Raw genomic sequence first — 22864 nt, 5'->3', positions numbered from 1 at the left:
TTTAGTTATTTATCTGTTGGTGATAAACGCATTTTTACTCAAACAATTCTTGGTGCAGTTTTTGAATCGCCAACTTAGAAACAGATTCATCTAGCAAGAAACACAGGTTGTGTGGGCTTGCTCCGTAACAAATCATGCGTAGGTTGAAATCCTCAAGAGTGCCGAATACCTGCTTCGCATAGCCTTTGCTTTCACTCATGTTGTTACCAATCAGTGCAACAAGGCATAGGTCGTGCTCAATATCCACGGAACACAATTCTTCAAGCTCAAGGCGAGCGGCTTCAGGTAACTCAGGAGCACCACCAGAGGTATCGGTTTGATCGAGTGTTAGTGAAACACTGATCTCTGAAGTGGTGATAAGATCGACCGAGATCTTATGTTTAGCAAGGATCTCGAATACCTTTGCCAAAAAGCCATAGGCATGGAACATATTAGCGCTACGTAGCGTAACCATGGTTTGGTTGCAGCGTAGGGCAAGCGCTCTAAATAGAGGAGAGCTCTCAACTTCTTGACGAATCCAAGTTCCACCGAGCTCTGGCGCTTTAGAAGAGCCGACAAATACCGGTATTTGGTGGCGTAGTGCAGGTACTAGAGTTGATGGGTGCAAGATCTTCGCACCAAAGTTTGCCATTTCCGATGCTTCACTAAAGCTGATCTCTGGGATAGGAGAAGCTTTAGGTGCAATACGAGGGTCAGTGGTGTAAATACCCGGAACATCCGTCCAGATTTCTAGACCAATCGCCTTTACAGATTCGGCAATCAATGCTGCTGAGTAATCACTGCCACCGCGGCCTAAAGTCGTGGTGTTGCCTTCGCTATCAGCACCGATAAAACCTTGTGTAACGACAACTTGTTGTTGGCAAAGTGGAATAAGTTTCTGTTGCGCTAGAGCGGCAATATCTTCTAGTTGAGGTTCGGCTTTACCAAAATCATCATTAGTGCGCATCACTTCTCTGATATCGAAGCGAACCGCGGATGTACCACGTTCGCGAAGGATTTGAGCAAGAAGGTGTGTCGACATCAACTCGCCACATGCGACAAGGTGATCGGTCAGTTTAGTGCTTGTTTGGAATGATGCGGCCTCTGCCGCGCTCGCAATGTCATCAAGAATGCTGTGGACTTCTTTTTCGATGCTGATTGGATCTGCGAGTTGGTCAAGAATTGCGTTGTGAATGTCCGCTAATTGCGCCATTAGTTCCTGACGACGAGCTTTGTCTTGAACACCATTTGCTAGTTCAACCAGCAAGTTAGTGACACCAGAGCATGCACTACTCACGACCAGTTTCGTGTTTGAGTTGTTTTCAATAATGGCAGCACAACGGCTCATTGCTTCAAAGTTGGCAACACTTGTTCCACCAAACTTAGCGACATTAAAAGAACCAGCTACATTAGATGCACTCACGATATATCTCCCACGACTTCCTAAAATAAAATTACGGTTGGGTAATCCAACGTCCGATGTTTTTCGAAGAGAGTTTTAGAGCAAAAAGAGAGGAATTATTAGAATAGTAACCTCAGAAGCTCTTCACCATATAGAAATGGCGACAGTTGACGGGATTCAGCCCGCTCAACCGATAATAAAGGTCCTGCATCCTTTTATTATCTCGGCACTGCTCCCCATAAATGTTTTGTATTGGAAATGCGGTTCCACAAAACATCTGCCTGGGCAGTGCTCCTCTTCTGCTAGATAGCCGTTTCATTGAACGTTTTTGTGGTAACAATGTCAATCCGTAACTTGAGATAATTGAAAAATAATTTTAACAATTATGTGACAGTGGTTTGACCTCAATACTTATGGCTAATTGCTGAGGTAATCAATTTGCTTTAGGGTGGATTGTTCACAACATTAACGTAAGGGATGTACATGTCTAATTTACCACTCACTACTGCTATCGATAGCTTTTATCCACCACACCGAACGTTAATGGGACCTGGTCCTTCAGATATCTCACCTCAAGTGTTACAGGCTTTGAGCCGTCCAACCATAGGTCACTTAGATCCGCTGTTTATTGCGATGATGGACGAGCTTAAACAGCTTCTTAAATACGCTTTTCAGACTGAAAACGAATTTACGATTGCCGTTTCTGCTCCGGGCAGTGCGGGTATGGAGACCTGTTTTGTTAACTTGATTGAGCCTGGTGAAAAGGTGATTGTTTGTCGTAACGGTGTCTTCGGTGAGCGTATGCGAGAAAACGTGGTGCGTTGTGGTGGCGAAGCCATCCTTGTTGATGACGAATGGGGCAAGCCCGTTTCAGTTGAAAAGGTAGAACAAGCATTGGCAGAAAACCCCGATGCCGTTGCTGTTGCATTTGTGCATGCAGAGACATCAACCGGAGCGTTATCTGATGCTCAAGCTATCTCTGCTGTCGCTCGTCAGTTTGATGCGTTAACGATTGTTGATGCAGTGACATCATTAGGTGGTGTGCCATTGCTGGTTGATGAGTGGCAGCTTGATGCGGTTTATTCTGGCAGCCAAAAGTGTCTGTCTTGTGTGCCAGGGCTATCTCCAGTGACTTTCTCTCAGCGTGCGGTTGATAAAATGAAAGCCCGTAAAGCACCAGTGCAAAGCTGGTTTTTGGATCAAAGTTTAGTATTAGGTTACTGGAGTGGAGAAGGTAAGCGTAGCTACCACCATACCGCACCCGTGAACAGCCTTTATGCTCTGCATGAGTCGCTGGTTTTGTTGAAAAATGAAGGCTTAGATAATGCGTGGTCTCGTCATCATGCGATGCACCAAGAGCTTAAAGAAGGCGTAGAAGCTCTAGGGTTAAAGTTTGTGGTTGATGAAGAGAGCCGCCTGCCGCAGCTTAATGCACTTTATTTCCCAGAAGGAATTGATGAGGCTAAGATCAGAACGCAGCTTTTAGAAGAATATAATCTTGAAATCGGTGCTGGGCTTGGCTCTTTGGCTGGTAAGGCATGGCGTATCGGCCTAATGGGTTACGGTGCTCGTAAAGAGAATGTCGCGTTGTGCCTAAAAGCGCTAAAAGATGTTTTGAAGTAGCTGCATGAACTGAAATTAAAAAGAAAAGCGCACGAGAGATCGTGCGCTTTTTTGTATCTACCCCAAGCTCCTACTGCCTACTAAGTGAAGCTTGCGTTGCGAATTCTTAACATTATTCTGCAGACGAAACGTTATCTTCTGCTTGTGACACTTTCTTATACTGAACCTTTGAAAAGTCTCTGTTTGGAAATAAAAAGTTCGCTTCGCTACGAATTTGCTCTGCTTTACTTTCTTCTCCTAGGCCTTGATACGCCAGAATCAGATTGCTGTAGAAAGCCGGTCTTGGTTTGCTCTTAATGATCTCCAGTGACCAATCGATGTAAGGCTGTATAAGGCTCGGGTCGGCTTTGTAGAGGCCGATATTAAGGTAAGTGCTGTATATATCCCAATCGTAGCGATCTTTCCACACCACTGGGTTCGTTACCTGCTTAAGAATGTCCGGATTTTTCGGCTTAGACAGTTCAAACTTAGTCAGTACATAGTTGGTGTGCAGGGCGCTCAACATATAAAAACTGACCAAAATAGGGAGCACTAAGCTCAACACTCTAAATAGGGTCTTGCTGATGATACTGAACGACTGTTGATAATGTCGGGAAGAGCGCTGATCTACCCAGTAAATCAATATAATGAATGTTATCCAGTGAATCGCCGAGTGGTAAAAAGGATACTCAAGTTGAGAGTGCAAAAGGATTGGGATAAATAACGCGAGCAGGGCTAGACGTGTTCCCTTTGCTGAACTTGTTATGCGTGACATCACCAATATTGCAGCAATCAAGATTCCGATGATTGGTACAATCCCCCCTTCAACTCCCCAAAACAGGAACTCATTGTGCGGGTGATCCATTGAAGGAAGACCTGGATGATAGTTCGAGTTGAGTTGATGTTGGCGAGCTGTATATAGCGTGTATTCAGACTCAAATTTCCCGTAACCATAACCTGTAAATGGCTTTTCGATCATCATATCTAAAGCTTGCGGGAACGTATAAGCGCGCGGGCTTTCTAGGTTCGCTTTCTTGCTAGCGAGGCTATCAGTCGCACTTAGGCTGATCACCGAAAAAGCGACGACGACACCGACGAGCACTGATGCGCACCATCCGTAGAAGCGTTTCTTGGTCGAGAACTTGTATAGATAGGGCAGAATGCAGATAAACCCAATGACAGCGGCCAACCATCCGGTACGTGATGCAATGATGATCAGCAAGGGCACGGTTAAGGTTGGAGTTAAATACAGTAGGAATGATTCGCTGATCTTATGGTTATATTTAGCCGGCTGCCTTGCTAAAAGGTAAGCGGACAGCACAAAACCAGTAGCAAGAAAGCTTGCCATTACATTCGGTTGTTGAAATATCCCATATGGTCGGTTTGCAGAAGTGTTGTAGCCAAATAGGTTGCCAGGTTCTAATAAGAAATATTGCACATAGCCAAATAGTGCTTGTATAACAACAGCAAGTACAATGAACCACAACATACGTTGCTTGTGTTTATTGCTGAACTTAAATTGCTGCAGCACCACAAATAAGGCAAAGCCCGCCCACAATCCAAGCAAGCGTCCTGACGCTCCTTGAGGTGCAGCATTGCTGTATAAAATGGGTAGCGTGAGTATGATGCAGCTAATCAACAAGCCAATTGTTAATTTGGAATACTTGAGTACTCGATTGGTCGCGAGTTGGTAAAAGCCAATCGCTAGCGTGAAGCTTAGCGCTAGCCAAGTGGTAGGGTTAAAGGATAGAGCAAGGCCCGAACCACCAGGATTCGGCATAAAAAAATGCATAGCTAACAAGAATACAACAGCTAAAGAAGCCAGAAATGCTTTGTTGAGTGGTAGCTGAGTGATCTGATTTTCTAGCTGAGTACCGCTAGTGTGTATTGTTGCCATAAATCCCTAACCTTATAAAAACAGAGCTTGTTCCTTCTGAAACAAGCTCTGTTACTTTAACATTTTTCTGTCTGCCCGCAGGGCGCTATTTTACACCTACTTCAAATTTAACATAGGCTTAAGGAAGCGAGCAGTGTGTGAACCTTCGACTAACGCCACATCTTCAGGTGTACCCTCTGCAACAATCTCACCACCACCTTGCCCACCTTCTGGGCCAAGATCTAGGATCCAGTCTGCTGTTTTAACGACATCTAGGTTGTGCTCAATCACGACAACTGTATTACCGTGATCACGCAGTCTATGTAATACCGTCAGTAGCTGCTGGATATCGTGGAAATGAAGGCCTGTTGTTGGCTCATCGAGAATGTATAAGGTTTTTCCCGTGTCTCGTTTAGACAGTTCACGCGCTAATTTAACACGCTGAGCTTCACCACCAGATAAGGTTGTAGCTGCTTGTCCTAAGCGAATGTAAGAGAGGCCAACGTCCATTAAAGTTTGCAGTTTACGAGCGATAACAGGTACCGGGTTGAAGTATTCACGAGCATCTTCCACAGTCATCTCTAGAACTTCGTCAATGGTTTTACCTTTGTAGCGGACCTCTAGAGTCTCACGGTTATAGCGCTTACCTTTACACACATCACAAGGCACATACACATCGGGTAAGAAGTGCATCTCTACCTTGATTACGCCGTCTCCCTGACAAGCCTCACAACGACCACCACGAACGTTAAAGCTGAATCGACCTGGCTTGTAACCACGAGAACGTGATTCCTGAGTGCCCGCGAATAGTTCACGAATAGGGGTGAAAATCCCTGTGTAGGTCGCAGGGTTTGATCTTGGTGTACGACCGATAGGGCTTTGATCTATGTCGATTACCTTATCAAAATGTTCTAACCCTTTAATCTTTTTGTGCTTTGCTGGAACTGCAGTCGTGGCACCGTTTAATTGAGTGTGGGCGACTTTAAAGAAGGTATCGTTGATAAGCGTTGATTTACCCGAACCTGATACGCCCGTAATACAACTGAACAAGCCAACAGGAATTGTCGCGGTCACATTCTTTAGGTTGTTCCCCGTTGCGCCAACGATCTCGACGACCTTTTTCTTGTCGATAGGCGTTCTCTTTTCAGGCACTGCAATTTCTTTAGCACCGCTCAGGTATTGGCCTGTCAAGGAGTTCGGGTTTTCGATGATGTCTTGCATGGTACCTTCTGCCACCACGTGACCACCGTGCACCCCTGCTCCTGGACCGATATCGATAACATGGTCAGCACAACGAATTGCATCTTCGTCATGTTCCACAACAAGTACCGTATTACCTAAGTCTCTCAGGTGAATTAAGGTTTGCAATAGACGTTCATTATCGCGCTGGTGGAGACCAATTGATGGCTCATCAAGTACATACATAACGCCAACTAAACCGGCACCGATTTGGCTCGCCAAACGAATACGTTGCGCCTCACCACCAGACAGCGTTTCAGCACTGCGTGATAGGTTAAGGTAGTTCAAACCAACGTTGACTAAGAAATGCAGACGATCATTGATCTCTTTCATCACTTTATCTGCGATCTGCCCACGTTGACCGTCTAGCTTCAATTCTTGGAAAAATTGTAGTGCGTCAGCAATGCTAAGTTCAACGATTTCCGGAAGTGTTGTATCACCAATGAAAACATTACGAGCTTCTAATCTCAGGCGAGTGCCATCACAGCTAGAGCACGATTTGGTTGCGATGTATTTAGCAAGATCTTCACGCACTGCGCTCGATTCAGTATCACGGTAACGGCGCTCTAAGGTATTTAAAATGCCCTCAAATGGATGACGCTTAACCCGAATATCACCTCGGTCATTGATGTACTTGAATTCCACTTCAGTACGACCTGATCCTTTTAGAATGATCTCTTGAGTCTTTTTCGGTAGAGAATTAAATGGCGCATACAGATCAAAACCATAATGGTCTGATAGCGACGTTAGCATTTGGAAATAGTAGTAGTTCTTTTGATCCCAACCTTTTATCGCACCTTCAGCAATGCTTAGGTTCTCATCTAAAATCACTCGGCTTGGATCAAAATACTGTTGAACACCAAGACCATCACACGTACCACATGCTCCTGCCGGGTTATTAAATGAGAACAGGCGAGGCTCAAGCTCTTGCATGCTGTAACCACATTTAGGACAAGCGAAGTTAGCAGAGAATACGATCTCTTCTTGATCCGTTTCGTCCATCCAGCCGACGACAGCGATACCGCCAGAGAGCTCTAATGTGGTCTCGAATGACTCGGCTAAACGCTGTTGAAGATCAGGACGAACCTTGAATCTGTCTACCACAACTTCAATGGTGTGCTTCTTATGAAGTTCAAGTGCTGGTGGATCGGATAGATCACAGGTTTCACCATCAATTCGGGCTCGGATAAAGCCTTGCGCAGCTAAGTTTTCCAGTGTTTTAACATGCTCACCTTTGCGCTCTTTGACAATCGGTGCCATCAACATCATCTTTGAGCCTTCAGGCAGTTCTAAGACCTTATCGACCATTTGACTGATGGTTTGTGCTGCTAGAGGGATGTTGTGGTCTGGACAGCGAGGTTCGCCTACTCGCGCATACAATAATCTGAGGTAATCATAGACTTCGGTAATGGTACCGACGGTTGAGCGAGGGTTATGTGAAGTCGATTTTTGTTCTATTGAGATAGCTGGAGATAGACCTTCAATATGGTCGACATCAGGCTTTTCCATAAGAGATAGAAATTGACGAGCGTAAGCAGACAGAGATTCAACATAACGACGCTGACCTTCTGCGTAGAGTGTGTCAAACGCAAGTGACGACTTTCCTGACCCCGATAATCCGGTGATGACAGTCAGTTTGTCACGTGGAATGGTTAGGTTGACGTCTTTGAGGTTATGCGTACGAGCGCCTCTAATTTCTATTTTATCCATCTCAATAGACCATGTAATTTTAAGTGGCTAAAGTATTACATAGAGTGAGATTTGTGCAAAGTTTTACTGGATAAAAAAACAGTAAACAAAAAGGGCGACTCAAAGAGTCGCCCTTTCTAAAATCAGTAACGTTAGTGATTAACCAGTCGTTATGCTTCTTTCTTGGTCGAGTGTTTACCTAGCTCGATTTGCTGCTGGTCTTTCTTGTATAGGTTTTCGAAGCAGTAGTTTGTTGCTTCGATATAGCCTTCAACACTACCACAGTCAAAACGTTGGCCTTTAAATTTGTAAGCCAATACACAGCCTGCTTTTGCCTGTTTTAGCAATGCATCAGTGATCTGGATTTCGCCGCCTTTACCTGGTTCTGTCTGCTCGATTAATTCAAAGATATCTGGAGTCAGAATATAACGACCAATGATCGCTAGGTTGCTTGGTGCTGTACCTTGCTCTGGCTTCTCTACCATGTCATCAACTCGGAAAAGGTCATCTTTGATCATTTCGCCAGAGATAACACCGTACTTGTGAGTCTCTTCTTCTGGAACTTCTTGTACAGCAACAATAGAACAGCGGAACTGTTTGTATAGCGCAACCATCTGAGCTAGCACGCCTTGTTGCTCGTTCACACAAAGGTCATCAGCAAGTACTACTGCGAACGGTTCATCGCCTACCAGTTCGCGACCCGTTAAAATAGCATGGCCAAGGCCTTTCATCTCACGTTGACGAATGTAGGTGAAGTTTGCCGCTTCAATCGTTTCACGGATATTAACCAATAGGTCTTCTTTATTGGTGCCGCTAATCTGGTGCTCAAGCTCGTAGTTTTTATCAAAGTGATCCATGATCGAGTGCTTACCACGTCCAGTAACGATGCACATTCCATCCATACCAGCTTCGATAGCTTCCTCTACACCGTATTCAATCAGAGGTTTGTTTACTACAGGCATCATTTCTTTAGGCATTGACTTGGTTGCAGGTAAAAAACGTGTACCGTAGCCAGCTGCCGGGAAAAGGCACTTTTTGATCATGATAAGACCCTTTATCTATAATAATTATTGATTCAACCTGAGTGGTTGATATTTCTGAGGGCAACTCTAGCATAAGTTATGTCGAAAATTCAGCAACAATAGCCATGATTTACTAGAGCTTCCCTCAAAATTATCGTCAGACTAAGAGGTGGGTCGATTATGCAAGCAGGTTCTGGTTTGCCCATGCTATCGCTTGAACTCTATTTTTTACCGCAAGCTTACGGAATATTTGATAGAGGTGAGATTTAACCGTGAACTCACTAATAAACAAGTCATCGGCGATTTGTGTGTTTGAAGACCCGGATTGAAGACAGCGAATCACCTGGATCTCACGAATGGTTAAATCAACATTGGTTGGTGTGGTGTTGGTATTGACCATATTGCGATAATAAAACAACAGTTGATTGGTTACCTTCCTTGGCAGCCAGTTATCGCCATCAATGACTTCTTGAAGACCACGAGCAATCTTGTCCTTTTGTTCAGTGTTGTAAAAGAGTCCTTTTAGTACCCCATAGGTAAGAAGCTCTGAGGTTGGAAGTTGCTGGGGGACATTGAATAAAATGATTTCGTGATTTTTCCACATAACAGTCAGGTTAGGACAAATAATCAGTAGTTGTGGTACCTCTCTGTAATCGACGAGCAAGATCCGGTTACTCTGCTTTCTATCAACTAGCATTAATTCGTCGGGTTTCATTTTGTAGAGAACAATAGATAAATGCTTTTCTATCTCTTTTACATGTAGATAGGTATCGTTTGGGTCGATGCACAGAAAGTGTAAAGTGCGAGCGTATCTTGATTTTCTCATTGAAACGTCCTGTTTGAGTGGGATTAGATTCCACGTTGTCATGCAGGCTTTAGCTTCTCTAGCGCCTTGATAGTGACTTGCGTTGAATATCAATAATCAAAGTAAATGAGTGGTTTGTAAGTGGAGAAAAAAGCAACATCGCTCTGAATATCATGATTTGTTACGTTTTTATTCTTTGTAGTGAGGAGAGAATAGGAATGCGATTTATCACTGTAGAAAAGCATGCTATTCTTGTGCGCTAAAATTTTCTGAGACTATGAATTTAGACGGAGCAAATCATGGCTAGCCGTGGAGTTAACAAAGTTATATTAGTGGGTAACCTAGGTAATGACCCTGAAATTCGTTACATGCCAAATGGCGGCGCAGTAGCGAACATTACCATTGCAACGTCAGAGTCATGGCGTGATAAAGCAACTGGCGAGCAGCGTGAAAAAACAGAATGGCACCGTGTTGCTCTGTTTGGCAAGCTTGCGGAAGTTGCTGGTGAGTACCTACGTAAAGGTTCTCAAGTTTACATTGAAGGTCAACTTCAAACACGTAAATGGCAAGATCAAAGCGGTCAAGATCGCTACACAACTGAAGTGGTTGTTCAAGGCTTCAATGGTGTAATGCAAATGCTTGGCGGCCGTGCTCAAGGTGGTGCTCCTGCTCAAGGTGGCATGGGTAACAACCAACAGCAAGGTGGTTGGGGTCAGCCACAGCAGCCACAACAACAGCAACAACAATACAGTGCTCCCGCTCAACAGCAGCCAAAAGCACCTCAACAAGCTCCTCAGCAGGCTCAACCTCAATATAATGAGCCGCCAATGGATTTTGATGATGACATCCCATTTTAGATCCTGTTTTTAATATATTATAAAGACAGTATTAAATTGGAAAAAGCCGCGTTCATCGCGGCTTTTTGTTACCTACAATTCTTAACGCTTTATTTACAACGTCAATTTATAGTATAAGTAGCAATACGGTATAATGTGAGTTGAAAAGGATTTCGTTATTCATGAGATATACCCCGACACTAAAATTGAGCACTCGATTGGTCGCATTTGTCACCGTGATAGTGATCAGCGCGATGTTCATTCTTTTTATTGGTGGCACACTTTCCTTTAAGCGTATTGGACAGGAATATTTAGACCATTATTTGGTTGGCATTGTCGACGTTGTAGATAAAGAGATGGAAGACCCTGACGCCGCGTATTCAATGCAGCGTTGGATGCCTAAGATGTTGCAGGCGAGCAATATTGTTGAGATGAAACTCTCGAACAAGACCGGCATCGTTTATCGTTTCAAAGATACCTCCCCACAAATTGATCCCAATCGTCTTTATGAGAAAAGCTTCATTTTAGAGCGTAATGAAGGCTACCGAATCGAATTTAAAGCACTTCCTCCTTATATTGGCTACAACTACTCAGTGGAAGCGATGTGGTCAATTACTTTGGCTGTCGCATTGGTTCTGTTCTGTCTTGCTCGCGGTGTTCGTTGGTTGAAAGAACAACTCATGGGTTCTGAAATCTTGGAAGAGCGAGGAAGAATGATCTTGGCCGGTCAGGTTGAAGCTCATGCAAAGGGAGATGAGCGAGAGTGGCCTTATACCGCAAGCGAAGCCTTAGATGTATTGATTGAAGAGCTACAAGATGCTCGTCAAGAACGAAGTCGCTTTGATACCTTTATTCGTACCCATACTTTCCTAGATAAACTCACGGGAACGGCAAACCGAGTTTTATTCGATAATAAGCTGGAATCGGCACTGCATGAAAGTGGTGCTCGAGGCGGTGTGTTACTGATACGTATCGACGAATGGGAGCAAGTTAGTGATGCTAACGATAAGCAAACCACAGACGGCTTTATTATTGAAGTCGGTGAAGTACTGTCGAATATCGTTCAACGCTATCCCGATGTCATTTTTTCTCGCTATTACGAAGCGGACTTTGCTGTATTTATCCCTCATCAGGGCGCAAAAGATATTGCGACCTTGGCTGCTCAGTGTTTAAGGCAGTTAGATAAGCTAACTCCGCCAGAGCCTTTAGAGTCGGATAACTGGTGTCATATTGGTGTGACCATGTATACCGAAGGTGAGCGTCATAGCCAGATCATGGATGAAACGGAAACGGCACTAAAGAGTGCTCAGTTAGAGCGTATTAATAACTGGAGCCGTTACCCGAAAGAGAATAAGAATGAGCTTGATAGAGGCAGTGTTCGTTGGAGAACATTACTTGATAAAGCGCTGCTTCCTGAAAATTTAGTAATCTTTGCTCAGCGGTGTTATATTATGCCGGAATCTGGTCAAGTTAATGAATTACATAGAGAAATATTTACTAGAATTCAGGATCCTGACAAAGGTTTATTGAAATCGTCTCGATTTATGCCTGCGGTAGAGCAAGTGGGTTATCAAGCTCAAATGGACCAATCGGTTCTAAAGGTTGTGTTGAAATCGTTGAAAGAATCAACTCAACCTATCAACTATTCAGTGAATCTGAATGTTACCCCGTTTGCTAATAAACAGCACTTTAAGTGGTTTAGGAGTGAGTTGTTACAGCTCTCTGCTCAACACCGCTCTCAGCTTGCGTTTGAGTTTCCAGAAGGGCACTTGATTGCTCATCTTGATTATATGAGACCGGTGGCAAAGATGTTGCGAGGTTTAGGGTGTAAAGTTGTGGTTGGCCAAGCTGGGCGAACCATTGTTAGCACTCACTATATAAAGGATTTGAAGGTTAATTATATTAAGCTTCATCGAAGCCTAATAAAGAAAATCGACCAAAGGCATGAGAACCAACTGTTTGTTCGAAGCTTAATTGGGGCGTGTGGTGATTCTCCAACTCAAGTTATTGCCGTTGGAGTCGAGACAAAACAAGAAAAGAATACCTTGATAGAGTTAGGCATTAACGGCTATCAAGGGAGATATTTCGACGAAGAACAACAAATTATCCCTTTGCCTAATCAAGCAGAAAAAGCCGCGAAAGCGGAATCTGTTGTCAAAGTTGGACGAAGAAATCGATGGCGTAAGAGTAGTAGTTAAGAATGAATTTTAAAGCGATTTTAGACAAAATAAAGCCAACGAATAATAAAGGTAGCTCGCAAGTTGTCTTGCTGGGCAATGACGCCATTTATATTTCATCGACAGAACAAGATCCTCAAGTAGCCAGCATTCCCGTGGTTAATGGGGACTGGGAGAGTGCGCTAAAAAAATCGCTTAGCAGTGAGGCGTTTACCAGTAATAGCGTCCAACTGATTGTCTGTGCTAACTACTACCAAACCTACCAAATTGATAAACCGGACATTCCAGAGAGTGAATGGTCGGTAGCACTGCCTTTTTTACTCAAAGATCTTGTTTCAGAAAGAGTCACGGAAATTACTGCGAGTGCGGTCGCGTTACCAACGTCGAACAAGCTGCAAGTATATGTCCTGCCTAAAAAGCTGTTGGACAAGCTTTTGAATATCACTAATTCGGCTCAGGTTGAATTAATAGGTGTTGCTCCTGAAGATGAAATCTGGGGTTACAGTGCAGGCGAACTGTCTAATTTCATTCTTTTACAACGTAGCGTCAATTCACACTTTAAATTGGGTGCGTTTGTCGAAAATACCGTTTGTTTTCAAAGAACCATCCGCAGTGTTGTGCCACCTTTAACGGGTGTTGCGTCAAGTGCTCTGCAGTTAGATGGCCTCGCTTTAGAGCTTCAACGCTCGATTGATTACCTTTCTTCTCAAATTAAAGGCACCCAGCTTCACCAGCTTAAAATCTGTTGTGACGAAGAAGATGAAGCAGAGTTACAAAGTGCCTTAAACAGTACATTGAGCTCGACAGTTTCACTGTTGGTTGAAGGTGAGCGTGATAATTCAGAGAGTTTGTTGCTTAAACTTGCAGCTGAAAAAGAGACGTTTAAGGTCAATCTTTACCCTGAACACCTTAAGCCTAAAAAAGAATATTTTACGCTGACCAATGTTGTTGCGAGCTGGGGAGTAGTTTGTGTTTTGATGCTTGGTGGCTACTTCGCAATGCAGTATCAAGTTTCTAATCTAGATAAAGAGCTAACAGCCCTGCAACAAGACTCGAATCAACTTAACAAGCAAGTTAACCAATTGAATAGTAAGTTAACTCAGCATAAACCGTCTCCAGAGAAAGTCGCGGCGGTTGCGCGTCTCAAACGTGAGACTGAGGCTAAAAAAGAGGCTTTGAAGGCTGTTGGACAATACGACGAATCCCAACAAGTCGGGTATTCTGGCGTCATGAATTCCTTAGCTAAATTAGGCCGAAATGACATTTCTCTTTCGCACATCTACATGACCCACGATACTTTAGATCTTAGTGGCTTGGCTCGTAATGCAAATGTCGTTCCGAACTGGATTGGTCAGTTTAAAAGTGAGCTTAATTTAGTCGGACGCACTTTTGAAAAACTAAAAATTGGCCGTAATGATCAGGATGTGGTGACGTTTGAGCTAAGTACTCGTCGGGAGAGTAAATAATGCAGCAGTGGAACCAGCTGAGCGATAAGTTTCTTGCATTAAGTCAAAGAGAAAAATGGCTACTTTTTGTGTGTGGTTTTGTTGGCCTATCGATGTTGTTGTTCACCTTATTGGTTGAGCCTGCGTATCTCGATCTACAAGCTAAAAATGCCAAGGCGAGCAGCCTGACTCAATCGAATCAAAGGCAGCAAGGTGAGTTACTTGTTCTGCAAGCTCAGTTAAACAAAGACCCAGACAAAGAAATTAATCGAGAGTACAAAAAGCTGCTGGTGGAGAGCCAAGATCTCTCTCTTCAGCTTTCTCAGATTGTTGATGGATTAATCACACCTTCTCAAATGTCGCAGTTACTGGAGAGCGTTCTTAACGCCGGTAATGGACTAAAGCTTGAATCGCTAGAGTCATTAAAACCAGAAGCGATTTCGAACAATAAAGAGACCAGCGAATATTCAGGCTACTTTCTTCACCCTGTAAGAATGGAGCTAACCGGCAGTTACTTTGATATCTCAGCTTACCTTCAAGCACTTGAGTCTCTACCTGTGAGTTACTACTGGCGCACATTTGAATACTCAGTAGAAGAATATCCTAAAGCTCGACTGGTGTTCGAGGTTTACACATTAGGTACTAGACAGGAGTTTATCGGTGGTTAGAACTCTTTTGTTGTCCTTGCTATTTAGTAGCTCTTTTGTGTGGGCTGAGCAAGATCCCACGGCGCCATTAGGCTGGCTTTCACCTCAACAGAAAGCGGCGCCTGCTAAGAAAGCACCAACTCGTTATCGCTTGCCTTCTTTAGAAAGCATCGTGTGTAAGGGAGATACGCCTTGCTATGCGATTATGAATGGTCAGATTCTCGGACAAGGGGAAACGATCAGAGGGTACCGAGTTAAGAACATAGATCCAGAATACGTCACTCTGCAGAGAAGCTCTAAGCAGTGGAAATTAGAGATGTTCTCTTTAGATGTTAAGAATAATTAAGGTTAGAGTGAAGACATGCGTAAACTTGTAGTAGCAATCCTAGTGTCATCTTTAGTCGGCTGTTCGATGGGGCATAGAGATCCTGTTGAGATTAAAGAGTCTTTAAACGAATCAATTAATGAAGCCAATAGCAGAGCGCTTCATGAGCTGCCTTCGTCGGTTCAAGATGACCTTATGCCTCAGCTTAATTCTGACTCGATGTCTCCGGGGATGGAAACGGTTAAGCGTTTTCGTATTCAGGCAAAAGGCGTTGAAGCGAGAACTTTTTTTGCCAGCTTAGTGAAAGGTACGGAATATAGTGCGGCTATTCACCCAAGTGTGTCTGGAAACCTTACGCTTAATCTAACGGACGTGACGTTAGATGAGGTACTGGCTGTTGCTCAAGATATGTATGGCTACGATATTGAAAAGCGTGGCAAAGTGATTCAAGTTTATCCTGCCGGTCTTCGCACCGTAACGATCCCTGTCGATTACTTACAAGTTAAGCGTTCTGGTCGCTCACTAACGACGATCACCACCGGCACGATCTCTAACTCAGATTCGAATTCATCGAGCTCTTCAAACTCGAACTCAAACTCGTCAAATTCATCTAACTCTTCTAATTCATCAAACTCGACATCGAATGGTGGTACAGAGATTGAAACGACCTCTGAAAGTGATTTTTGGCCACAGCTTGAAGCGGCGGTTGCTCACTTAATTGGCTCGGGCGATGGGCAAAGCGTTGTCGTGACCCCGCAAGCGAGTGTGATTACAGTGCGTGCTTACCCTGACGAAATTCGTGAGGTTCGAGAGTTCTTAGGTATTTCTCAAAAACGCCTGCAGCGTCAAGTTATCCTAGAAGCCAAAATCATGGAAGTAACCTTGAGTGATGGTTACCAACAAGGTATTAGCTGGTCTAATTTATCTAAGTCGATTGGCAGCGGCGGTGTGGTAATTGATCGACCTGGTGGAACTTTGCCTTCATTAGATGCGATCAGCTCTTTGTTAGGCGGGCAAACCAACGTAACGATCTCAGATGGCAGTTTTGAAGCGGTATTGAGCTTTATGGATACTCAAGGTGACCTGAACGTTCTATCAAGCCCACGAGTCACAGCTGCAAACAACCAGAAAGCGGTTATCAAAGTGGGTACTGACGAATACTACGTGACGGATTTATCTAGCGCGGTAGGCAGTGGTGACAACGCGAACGTCGCACCTGAGGTTGAGTTAACTCCGTTCTTTTCGGGTATCTCCTTAGATGTGACCCCTCAGATAGATGATAAAGGTAGCGTATTCTTACATGTTCACCCAGCCGTTATTGAGGTCGAGGAAGAAGTGAAAGAGCTCAACCTTGGTTCTACAACGGGTGTGGTGCAGCTTCCTTTGGCGAAAAGCTCTATTCGTGAGTCTGACTCAGTGATTCGAGCTCGAGATGGCGATGTGGTTGTTATTGGTGGTTTGATGAAATCCAACACCAGTGATGTGACCTCTAAAGTTCCATTCCTCGGTGATATTCCAGCCTTAGGTCATTTGTTCCGTAATACCAATCAGTTAACGCAAAAAACTGAGCTCGTGATCTTACTTAAGCCAACGATCGTGGGTGTGAATACTTGGCAAAATGAGTTGGAGCGTTCACGTGATCTTCTTCAGCAGTGGTTCCCTGATGAAGAGTAATTGCTTACTTTCTCAATATAGAGTGGCAGTGTCTCACTAAGCTAGGTCGTCGTATGTATCAAGCTCACTTTGGTTTTGAACAACTGCCATTTACCTTAACGCCGAATACCGATTTCTTCTATGGTTTAGCGCCTCATTTCGAAGCGATTCAGACGGTAATCTCGGCGTTGGAAATGGGCGAGGGCGTGATTAAGGTGACCGGAGAGGTAGGCACTGGAAAAACCATGGTTTGCCGAATGTTGGTCAATCACCTACATGACTGTACAGCTCTGATCTACTTACCAAACCCTGTGTTATCAGGGGCAGACTTGCGCCAGGCGGTTGCAACAGAGCTTGGTTTAGCTGTCGATAATGAAGCAACCTTGGTTGATAACATTCAGCATAAGCTCATTGAATTGCACAATTCTGGTTTAAGAGTGGTGGCTATTCTTGATGAAGCTCAGGCTCTATCGGATGAAGCGCTCGAAACATTAAGGTTGTTTGGTAACCTTGAAACGGAAGATAAAAAACTGCTGCAGATTGTCTTATTAGGTCAGCCAGAATTGGATGCTCGATTAGAGGCTTACCACCTAAGGCAGTTTCGCCAAAGAATCACATTTAGTTCGACACTGAGACCGCTGAATCTCGATGAAACGGTGGCTTATATTGATAATCGAATCGCTAAATCTGGTGGCAGCCCTGAGTTATTCAGCTTGAATCAAAAAAAGGCGATCTGTCGTTCGTCGTTAGGTATCCCTAGATTGATAAACCAACTTTGCCATAAGGCTCTATTGCTTTCGTTCAGTGAAGATAAGAAAAGTATCGACAACCAACATCTTTTTTCAGCTATGCATGAAACGTACGATGTGTGTAAGCCTAAATTTAAAACGCCAATACTGTGGGGTTGGAATTAATTATGAGCGTCATTAACAACGCCTTGTCTGAATTGGCAAAGAAAAAGTCAGCGACTTCGATTGAAGCGGCAGTCGTACCTAAAGTAAAAACGCGTTCCCCCCTAGTTTGGGTTGTTGCAGGTTTTACTTTGAGCTTAGCGATGGGCGGTTGGGCGATATCGCAAGGCCCTGTGATTGATCAGTCTATTGTTGAGCAGTCAATCTCAACTCGAGATTTACAGGTTCAAGTCTCTGTCGTTGATGATTCAAATGGCATTCAGGAAGTTGCTCAACCTATCTCATCGCCAACTAAGAAATTGGTGACACTAGACTCTGCGATCCTTTCAACAGAAAACACTGCGATGGCAAAAAGCGCTCAATCTAAGCCTAGTGTTTCCGAATCAGTTGTTATGTCTGCCCCAAAAGCGACAAAACAACAAACACCGGCTAAAGCTCTAAGCGTGCCTGAAACGACTAAGACTGAAATTCCCCAACCGATTTACGTTGCTAGTGTGGCAAAAAAAGCCCCTGCGTCTATCTCTAATGAGCCTGTAGCCTCTGGTGATTCAGAAAATAGCGGAATGTTGATCGAACAGGTTGAGTTAACTCCGGAACAGCTATCTGTGAATGCACAAGGTCGAGCTCAGAAAGCGCTTGATGCGAACGATCTTACTGGTGCGTTGAAGGGCTACACTGAAGCTCTACGCTACACGCCACGAAATGAAGATGTCCGTCAGAAACTTGCGATTCTCTATTTTGGTAAAGGCGATACTCGCAAAGCCTATGAGCTTTATCAGTCTGGAATTAAGCTCAACATCAACAGTGAAAAATTGCGATTAGGGTTATCTAAACTGCTGGTTAAAGCGAATCAATCAGAAGCGGCGCTGAGCCCTTTAGTACACATGCCTCCGCATCCAACTCAAGAGTATCTAGCAATGCGTGCGGCGTTGAGCCAAAAATCACAGCAAGAAGAAATCGCACTCGAGAGTTATCAAAAGTTGGTTGAAGTCGATTCAGATAACGCTCGCTGGTGGTTGGGCTTAGCGATTCAGCAAGAACGCCAGTTAGACTTCGCTGCAGCAAAACAATCATATCAAGGTGCGTTGACTAGAGTCGGTATCTCATCTCAATCACAAAGCTTTGTGCGTGACCGGTTAAAAATACTCAATGCTTTAGAGGAGAGCGGCGATGCAAATTAGATTAAGAAAAAGGCTTGGTGATTTGCTTGTCGAAGAAGGCATTATCACTGAGGCTCAAGTTGAACAAGCACTGGCCGCTCAGAAAAGTACTGGGCGTAAGCTGGGTGATGCGCTAATTGAGCTTGGCTTCTTGTCAGAACAGCAAATGCTGAGCTTTTTGTCGCAGCAGTTAGCGATTCCTCTTATTGATTTAAGCCGAGCCGTTGTCGATGTTGAAGCAGTACAGCTTTTACCCGAAGTACATGCTCGTCGCCTTCGTGCATTGGTTATTGGACGCCAAGGTGACACTTTGCGTGTTGCAATGAGTGACCCTGCGGATCTGTTTGCCCAAGAGTCTTTGCTTGGTCAGCTCGGCGATTACGCGCTTGAATTCGTTGTTGCTCAAGAAAGGCAATTGGTTGATGGCTTCGATCGCTATTATCGAAGAACCAAAGAGATTGCCTCGTTTGCTGAGCAACTTCACGCTGAACACCAAGTTAATGATGCTTTTGATTTCGATATCGCTGAAGAAGACAGTGATGAAGTTACCGTCGTTAAGCTGATCAACTCACTATTTGAAGATGCTATTCAGGTTGGTGCTTCGGATATCCATATCGAGCCAGATTCAAACGTATTGCGTCTTCGTCAGCGTATTGATGGTGTGCTGCATGAAACATTGCTGAATGAAGTGAATATTGCTTCAGCACTTGTACTGCGCTTGAAGCTGATGGCAAACCTCGATATCTCAGAGAAACGTCTTCCTCAAGATGGTCGCTTTAATATCCGAGCTAAAGGTCAGTCGGTTGATATTCGTATGTCGACCATGCCAGTACAGCACGGTGAATCAGTGGTTATGCGTCTTCTTAACCAGTCAGCAGGCCTACGTAAACTAGAAGAGTCGGGCATACCGAGTGATCTGTTGGTTCGTCTGCGTCAACAATTGCGCCGTCCACATGGCATGATTTTGGTTACCGGACCAACCGGCTCAGGTAAAACAACAACCTTATACGGCGCGTTAAGTGAATTAAACGAACCGGGTAAAAAGATCATTACTGCGGAAGACCCGGTGGAATACCGCCTACCTCGTGTTAATCAAGTTCAGGTAAACCCTAAGATCAATCTCGATTTCTCTACTATCTTGAGAACCTTTCTACGTCAGGATCCCGATATTATTCTTATCGGTGAGATGCGTGACCACGAAACCGTTGAGATAGGCTTGAGAGCTGCACTGACCGGCCACTTAGTATTAAGTACGTTACATACCAATGATGCGGTAGACAGCGCGTTGCGTATGATGGATATGGGTGCTCCGGGTTACTTGGTCGCGAGCGCTGTTCGAGCAGTAGTCGCACAGCGATTAGTTCGTAAAGTGTGTACAGATTGTAAGGTTGAGGATGAGTTAGATGAACCTCGCAAGCAATGGCTGAGCGTCCGTTTCCCTAACCAAGTAGGTGTGCCGTTTATGAAAGGCCGTGGTTGCCAGAACTGTAACTTAACGGGTTACCGCGGGCGAATTGGTGTATTTGAAATGTTGGAGCTAGAGCAAAACATGATGGATGCACTGAGAGCTAATGATGCGGTAGGTTTTGCTCAAAAGGCGAGACAGTCTGAAAACTATAAACCGTTATTGGCTTCTGCGATGGAATTGGCTCTGCAAGGTGTCGTGAGTCTTGATGAGATAATGCATCTTGGCGAAGGTGATGCGTCCGGTGCCACTGACCCAATTTATCTGTAGGGGTAGAATGATATGCCAACGTATCGTTATGTAGGTCGCAGCTCTGATGGTAGTCAAGTAAGTGGGCAATTAGACGCGAATAACGAAGATCTTGCTGCTGAAAGCTTGATGAGTAAAGGGATCATTCCAACCTCTATCAAACTGGGCAAAAGTGGTGGTTCAGTCTTAGATATGGATGTATCGAGTCTGTTCTTTCCGAGTGTACCGTTAGAGGTGTTGGTTCTGTTTTGTCGACAGTTATACAGCCTAACCAAAGCGGGTGTACCACTATTAAGATCGATGAAAGGCCTCACTCAAAACTGCGAAAATAAGCAGCTGAAAGCCGCCTTGGAAGAGGTGGTTGCTGAGCTAACCAATGGTCGCGGCTTAGCGGCGTCAATGCAGATGCACCCAAAGGTATTCAGTCCGTTGTTTGTCTCGATGATTGGCGTTGGTGAAAACACAGGCCGTCTAGATCAGGCTTTACTGCAATTAGCTGGATATTACGAACAAGAAGTTGAGACTCGCAAACGAATTAAGACTGCGATGCGTTACCCAACATTCGTGATCAGTTTTATCTTGATTGCAATGTTCATTCTTAACATCAAGGTTATTCCACAGTTCTCAAGCATGTTTGCGCGCTTTGGTGTCGACTTGCCGCTGCCTACTCGTATCTTGATTGGTATGTCTGAGTTCTTTGTGAATTACTGGGGCTTAATGCTTGGAGTGATCTTTGGTCTTATCTTCGCTTTTAAAGCTTGGGTGAAGACAGACAAAGGCTTGGAAAAGTGGGATCGATTACGCTTAAAAATGCCGGTCATTGGCGGGGTAGTGAATCGAGCACTGTTGTCACGCTTCTCGCGTACTTTTGCTTTGATGCTTAAAGCGGGTGTACCACTGAACCAGTCGCTAGCGCTTTCGGCGGAAGCTTTAGATAACCGTTTTCTAGAGTTGCGAGTTCAAGCCATGAAATCGGCCATTGAAGCCGGTAGTACGGTTTCGTCGACCGCGATTAACAGCGAAATTTTCACACCGCTCGTGATACAAATGATCTCCGTCGGTGAAGAGACGGGTCGTATTGATGAGCTATTACTTGAAGTGGCTGATTTTTATGACCGCGAAGTCGATTACGATCTGAAAACCTTAACCGCCAGAATTGAACCCATTTTGTTAACCATCGTTGCAGGCATGGTGTTGATTTTAGCTCTGGGTATTTTCTTGCCGATGTGGGGAATGTTGGATGCAATCAAAGGTTAGGGAATGCTAAATAACCTACAACGCTCACGTTTTGTTATTTGGACTGTGGTTATTCTTTTTCTTATTGTCGGTGTGCTTTCTGCATTCAAAACGGTAGAAGAGGAAGCGACTAACACAGCATTTATCGTCGCGAGCAAGCGGATTCTTGAACAAGCCAATTTGTTCAAACAGCAGTATTTGTTATCGGGTGCTGGGCAAGAAGAAGGCTCGGAACTCCCAAAGATCTACAGCAGAACTGGGTGGGTAATGCCTATCCAAGGTACGGAGCGAGACTGTAATTATTGGCTGGATCAATTATATCCTCAAGGGAGCATTTTAGGGCTAAGCTCTCCAAGAGTTGAAGATAAAAGTGACAACAGACACTTTCATTGTAGTTATCATTATACTGATAAATATCAGGTAGATATATTACTTGAAAGAGAAAGGTTTAGTGTAAAAGCCAATATTTTGGCTTTGTGAAAATATTGACAGTTTTTTTATGGTTTTATACGAGCGCGAATGTATAATGCGCGTTAGCAATTAGATGAGTAGGTAGAAAATGCTTAAAAATCAAAAGGGTTTCTCCCTAGTCGAGTTGGTTATAGTGATTGTTGTCGTTGGTTTATTGGCGGTTGCTGCTTTACCTCGTTTCTTAGATGTGACGGATGCAGCCAAGAAATCAAGTATTGAAGGTGTCGCTGGTGGTTTTGCAACCGCCGTTTTGTCGGCAAGAGCACAGTGGGAAGCAGAAGCTAGGCCGTCAGAGAAGATAGGTGTTGAAACATACAATACTGTAAATTATGATGGTGTTGATTTTTGGTTAACAAGATCAAAGAACAGTAACAATGTCGATACCGATTTTAGAGATGGCTACCCATGGACTCTGAACAACGATTCGAGCACTGCACCACAAGATATTTCAGATGAAACCTGTTCTGAGTTGATGGAAAACTTACTGCAAAATCCCCCTAAAGTCGGTGCGGTTTCAGATGTTGCTAGCGACTCAAATTACAAATATTCAGCGCAAGCGAATTCAGGTGATGCAACGTGTACTTACATTCAGTTAGAAGGTAATACCGAGCACCAATTTGTTTACGAAATTAAAACTGGTCGTGTGACCGTAACTTTGCAGTAAGTCTGCGTAAA

Annotated in this window: 18 protein-coding genes and 1 riboswitch; of the genes, 13 read left to right on the top strand and 5 right to left on the bottom strand. The window is 44.2% G+C overall.

Annotated elements, in window-relative coordinates; all coding sequences use genetic code 11:
- Positions 1-34: 34 nt before the first annotated feature.
- Entirely contained in the window at positions 35-1402 is a 1368-nt protein-coding gene (gene lysC / locus AB4329_RS06225; RefSeq protein WP_372137841.1) for a lysine-sensitive aspartokinase 3, read from the bottom strand.
- A 108-nt stretch (positions 1403-1510) separates the two neighbouring features.
- Positions 1511-1688: riboswitch (Lysine riboswitch) on the bottom strand.
- 176 nt (positions 1689-1864) lie between these two features.
- On the opposite strand from lysC, the gene AB4329_RS06220 reads away from it, so the two are divergent.
- Positions 1865-3004 (top strand): alanine--glyoxylate aminotransferase family protein, encoded by a 1140-nt coding sequence (locus tag AB4329_RS06220; RefSeq protein WP_017061337.1) that lies wholly within the window; start codon positions 1865-1867, stop codon positions 3002-3004.
- A 112-nt stretch (positions 3005-3116) separates the two neighbouring features.
- Here AB4329_RS06220 and AB4329_RS06215 read toward each other — a convergent pair whose 3' ends face one another.
- The 4 genes from AB4329_RS06215 to AB4329_RS06200 all read right to left on the bottom strand — a co-directional run bounded on the left by AB4329_RS06215 (position 3117) and on the right by AB4329_RS06200 (position 9635).
- Positions 3117-4880, bottom strand: coding sequence for a PglL family O-oligosaccharyltransferase (locus tag AB4329_RS06215; protein ID WP_372072813.1), 1764 nt, complete (start codon positions 4878-4880; stop codon positions 3117-3119).
- A 96-nt stretch (positions 4881-4976) separates the two neighbouring features.
- Positions 4977-7808, bottom strand: coding sequence for an excinuclease ABC subunit UvrA (gene uvrA, locus AB4329_RS06210; protein ID WP_372137839.1), 2832 nt, complete (start codon positions 7806-7808; stop codon positions 4977-4979).
- A 149-nt stretch (positions 7809-7957) separates the two neighbouring features.
- Positions 7958-8830, bottom strand: coding sequence for a UTP--glucose-1-phosphate uridylyltransferase GalU (gene galU, locus AB4329_RS06205; RefSeq protein ID WP_017061340.1), 873 nt, complete (start codon positions 8828-8830; stop codon positions 7958-7960).
- A gap of 157 nt (positions 8831-8987) precedes the next feature.
- Positions 8988-9635 (bottom strand): LuxR C-terminal-related transcriptional regulator, encoded by a 648-nt coding sequence (locus AB4329_RS06200; protein WP_029235772.1) that lies wholly within the window; start codon positions 9633-9635, stop codon positions 8988-8990.
- Positions 9636-9913: 278 nt separating this feature from the next.
- Between AB4329_RS06200 and AB4329_RS06195 the strand changes: the two genes are divergently transcribed.
- The 12 genes from AB4329_RS06195 to AB4329_RS06140 all read left to right on the top strand — a co-directional run bounded on the left by AB4329_RS06195 (position 9914) and on the right by AB4329_RS06140 (position 22853).
- Positions 9914-10471: a single-stranded DNA-binding protein gene (locus tag AB4329_RS06195; RefSeq protein WP_017061342.1), complete on the top strand. Its 558-nt coding sequence runs from the start codon at positions 9914-9916 to the stop codon at positions 10469-10471.
- A 161-nt stretch (positions 10472-10632) separates the two neighbouring features.
- On the top strand, positions 10633-12648 hold the full coding sequence (gene csrD / locus AB4329_RS06190) for an RNase E specificity factor CsrD (RefSeq protein WP_372137838.1): 2016 nt from the start codon (positions 10633-10635) through the stop codon (positions 12646-12648).
- A gap of 2 nt (positions 12649-12650) precedes the next feature.
- Entirely contained in the window at positions 12651-14093 is a 1443-nt protein-coding gene (locus AB4329_RS06185; protein ID WP_017065934.1) for an MSHA biogenesis protein MshI, read from the top strand.
- Positions 14093-14740, top strand: coding sequence for a type 4a pilus biogenesis protein PilO (pilO, locus tag AB4329_RS06180; protein ID WP_017061345.1), 648 nt, complete (start codon positions 14093-14095; stop codon positions 14738-14740). Before AB4329_RS06185 ends, pilO begins: the two co-directional genes overlap by 1 nt.
- Complete coding sequence (locus AB4329_RS06175; RefSeq protein WP_050651987.1) at positions 14733-15065, top strand: hypothetical protein; 333 nt, start codon at positions 14733-14735, stop codon at positions 15063-15065. Before pilO ends, AB4329_RS06175 begins: the two co-directional genes overlap by 8 nt.
- A gap of 15 nt (positions 15066-15080) precedes the next feature.
- Positions 15081-16718 carry a pilus (MSHA type) biogenesis protein MshL gene (mshL, locus tag AB4329_RS06170; protein WP_372137837.1) on the top strand — a complete coding sequence of 546 codons (1638 nt, stop codon included), beginning with the start codon at positions 15081-15083 and terminating at the stop codon, positions 16716-16718.
- 53 nt (positions 16719-16771) lie between these two features.
- On the top strand, positions 16772-17611 hold the full coding sequence (locus AB4329_RS06165; protein ID WP_017061348.1) for an ExeA family protein: 840 nt from the start codon (positions 16772-16774) through the stop codon (positions 17609-17611).
- Positions 17612-17613: 2 nt separating this feature from the next.
- Positions 17614-18789 (top strand): tetratricopeptide repeat protein, encoded by a 1176-nt coding sequence (locus AB4329_RS06160; RefSeq protein WP_371724379.1) that lies wholly within the window; start codon positions 17614-17616, stop codon positions 18787-18789.
- Positions 18779-20503 (top strand): GspE/PulE family protein, encoded by a 1725-nt coding sequence (locus AB4329_RS06155; protein ID WP_017061350.1) that lies wholly within the window; start codon positions 18779-18781, stop codon positions 20501-20503. The genes AB4329_RS06160 and AB4329_RS06155 overlap by 11 nt, the downstream gene beginning before the upstream one ends.
- A 12-nt stretch (positions 20504-20515) precedes the next feature.
- Positions 20516-21739: a type II secretion system F family protein gene (locus AB4329_RS06150; RefSeq protein ID WP_017061351.1), complete on the top strand. Its 1224-nt coding sequence runs from the start codon at positions 20516-20518 to the stop codon at positions 21737-21739.
- 3 nt (positions 21740-21742) lie between these two features.
- Entirely contained in the window at positions 21743-22198 is a 456-nt protein-coding gene (locus AB4329_RS06145; protein WP_372137836.1) for an MSHA biogenesis protein MshF, read from the top strand.
- A gap of 79 nt (positions 22199-22277) precedes the next feature.
- The gene (locus tag AB4329_RS06140) at positions 22278-22853 is read left to right on the top strand and encodes a prepilin-type N-terminal cleavage/methylation domain-containing protein (protein WP_372137834.1); all 576 of its coding nucleotides are present in this window, start codon (positions 22278-22280) and stop codon (positions 22851-22853) included.
- Positions 22854-22864: the final 11 nt, after the last annotated feature.

The sequence above is a fragment of the Vibrio sp. 10N.261.54.A5 genome (assembly GCF_041471145.1).
In the GTDB taxonomy this organism is placed as follows: domain Bacteria; phylum Pseudomonadota; class Gammaproteobacteria; order Enterobacterales; family Vibrionaceae; genus Vibrio; species Vibrio crassostreae_C.
This window is presented reverse-complemented; position numbering and strand designations above follow the sequence as displayed.

Coding starts and splice junctions, on each gene's coding strand:
- AB4329_RS06155 (WP_017061350.1), top strand. CDS start 18,779: ATGCAAATTAGATTAAGAAAAAGGCTTGGTGATTTGCTTGTCGAAGAA.
- galU (WP_017061340.1), bottom strand. CDS start 8,830: ATGATCAAAAAGTGCCTTTTCCCGGCAGCTGGCTACGGTACACGTTTT.
- AB4329_RS06150 (WP_017061351.1), top strand. CDS start 20,516: ATGCCAACGTATCGTTATGTAGGTCGCAGCTCTGATGGTAGTCAAGTA.
- AB4329_RS06200 (WP_029235772.1), bottom strand. CDS start 9,635: ATGAGAAAATCAAGATACGCTCGCACTTTACACTTTCTGTGCATCGAC.
- AB4329_RS06140 (WP_372137834.1), top strand. CDS start 22,278: ATGCTTAAAAATCAAAAGGGTTTCTCCCTAGTCGAGTTGGTTATAGTG.
- pilO (WP_017061345.1), top strand. CDS start 14,093: ATGCAGCAGTGGAACCAGCTGAGCGATAAGTTTCTTGCATTAAGTCAA.
- mshL (WP_372137837.1), top strand. CDS start 15,081: ATGCGTAAACTTGTAGTAGCAATCCTAGTGTCATCTTTAGTCGGCTGT.
- AB4329_RS06165 (WP_017061348.1), top strand. CDS start 16,772: ATGTATCAAGCTCACTTTGGTTTTGAACAACTGCCATTTACCTTAACG.
- AB4329_RS06145 (WP_372137836.1), top strand. CDS start 21,743: ATGCTAAATAACCTACAACGCTCACGTTTTGTTATTTGGACTGTGGTT.
- AB4329_RS06160 (WP_371724379.1), top strand. CDS start 17,614: ATGAGCGTCATTAACAACGCCTTGTCTGAATTGGCAAAGAAAAAGTCA.
- AB4329_RS06220 (WP_017061337.1), top strand. CDS start 1,865: ATGTCTAATTTACCACTCACTACTGCTATCGATAGCTTTTATCCACCA.
- uvrA (WP_372137839.1), bottom strand. CDS start 7,808: ATGGATAAAATAGAAATTAGAGGCGCTCGTACGCATAACCTCAAAGAC.
- AB4329_RS06185 (WP_017065934.1), top strand. CDS start 12,651: ATGAATTTTAAAGCGATTTTAGACAAAATAAAGCCAACGAATAATAAA.
- AB4329_RS06215 (WP_372072813.1), bottom strand. CDS start 4,880: ATGGCAACAATACACACTAGCGGTACTCAGCTAGAAAATCAGATCACT.
- AB4329_RS06195 (WP_017061342.1), top strand. CDS start 9,914: ATGGCTAGCCGTGGAGTTAACAAAGTTATATTAGTGGGTAACCTAGGT.
- csrD (WP_372137838.1), top strand. CDS start 10,633: ATGAGATATACCCCGACACTAAAATTGAGCACTCGATTGGTCGCATTT.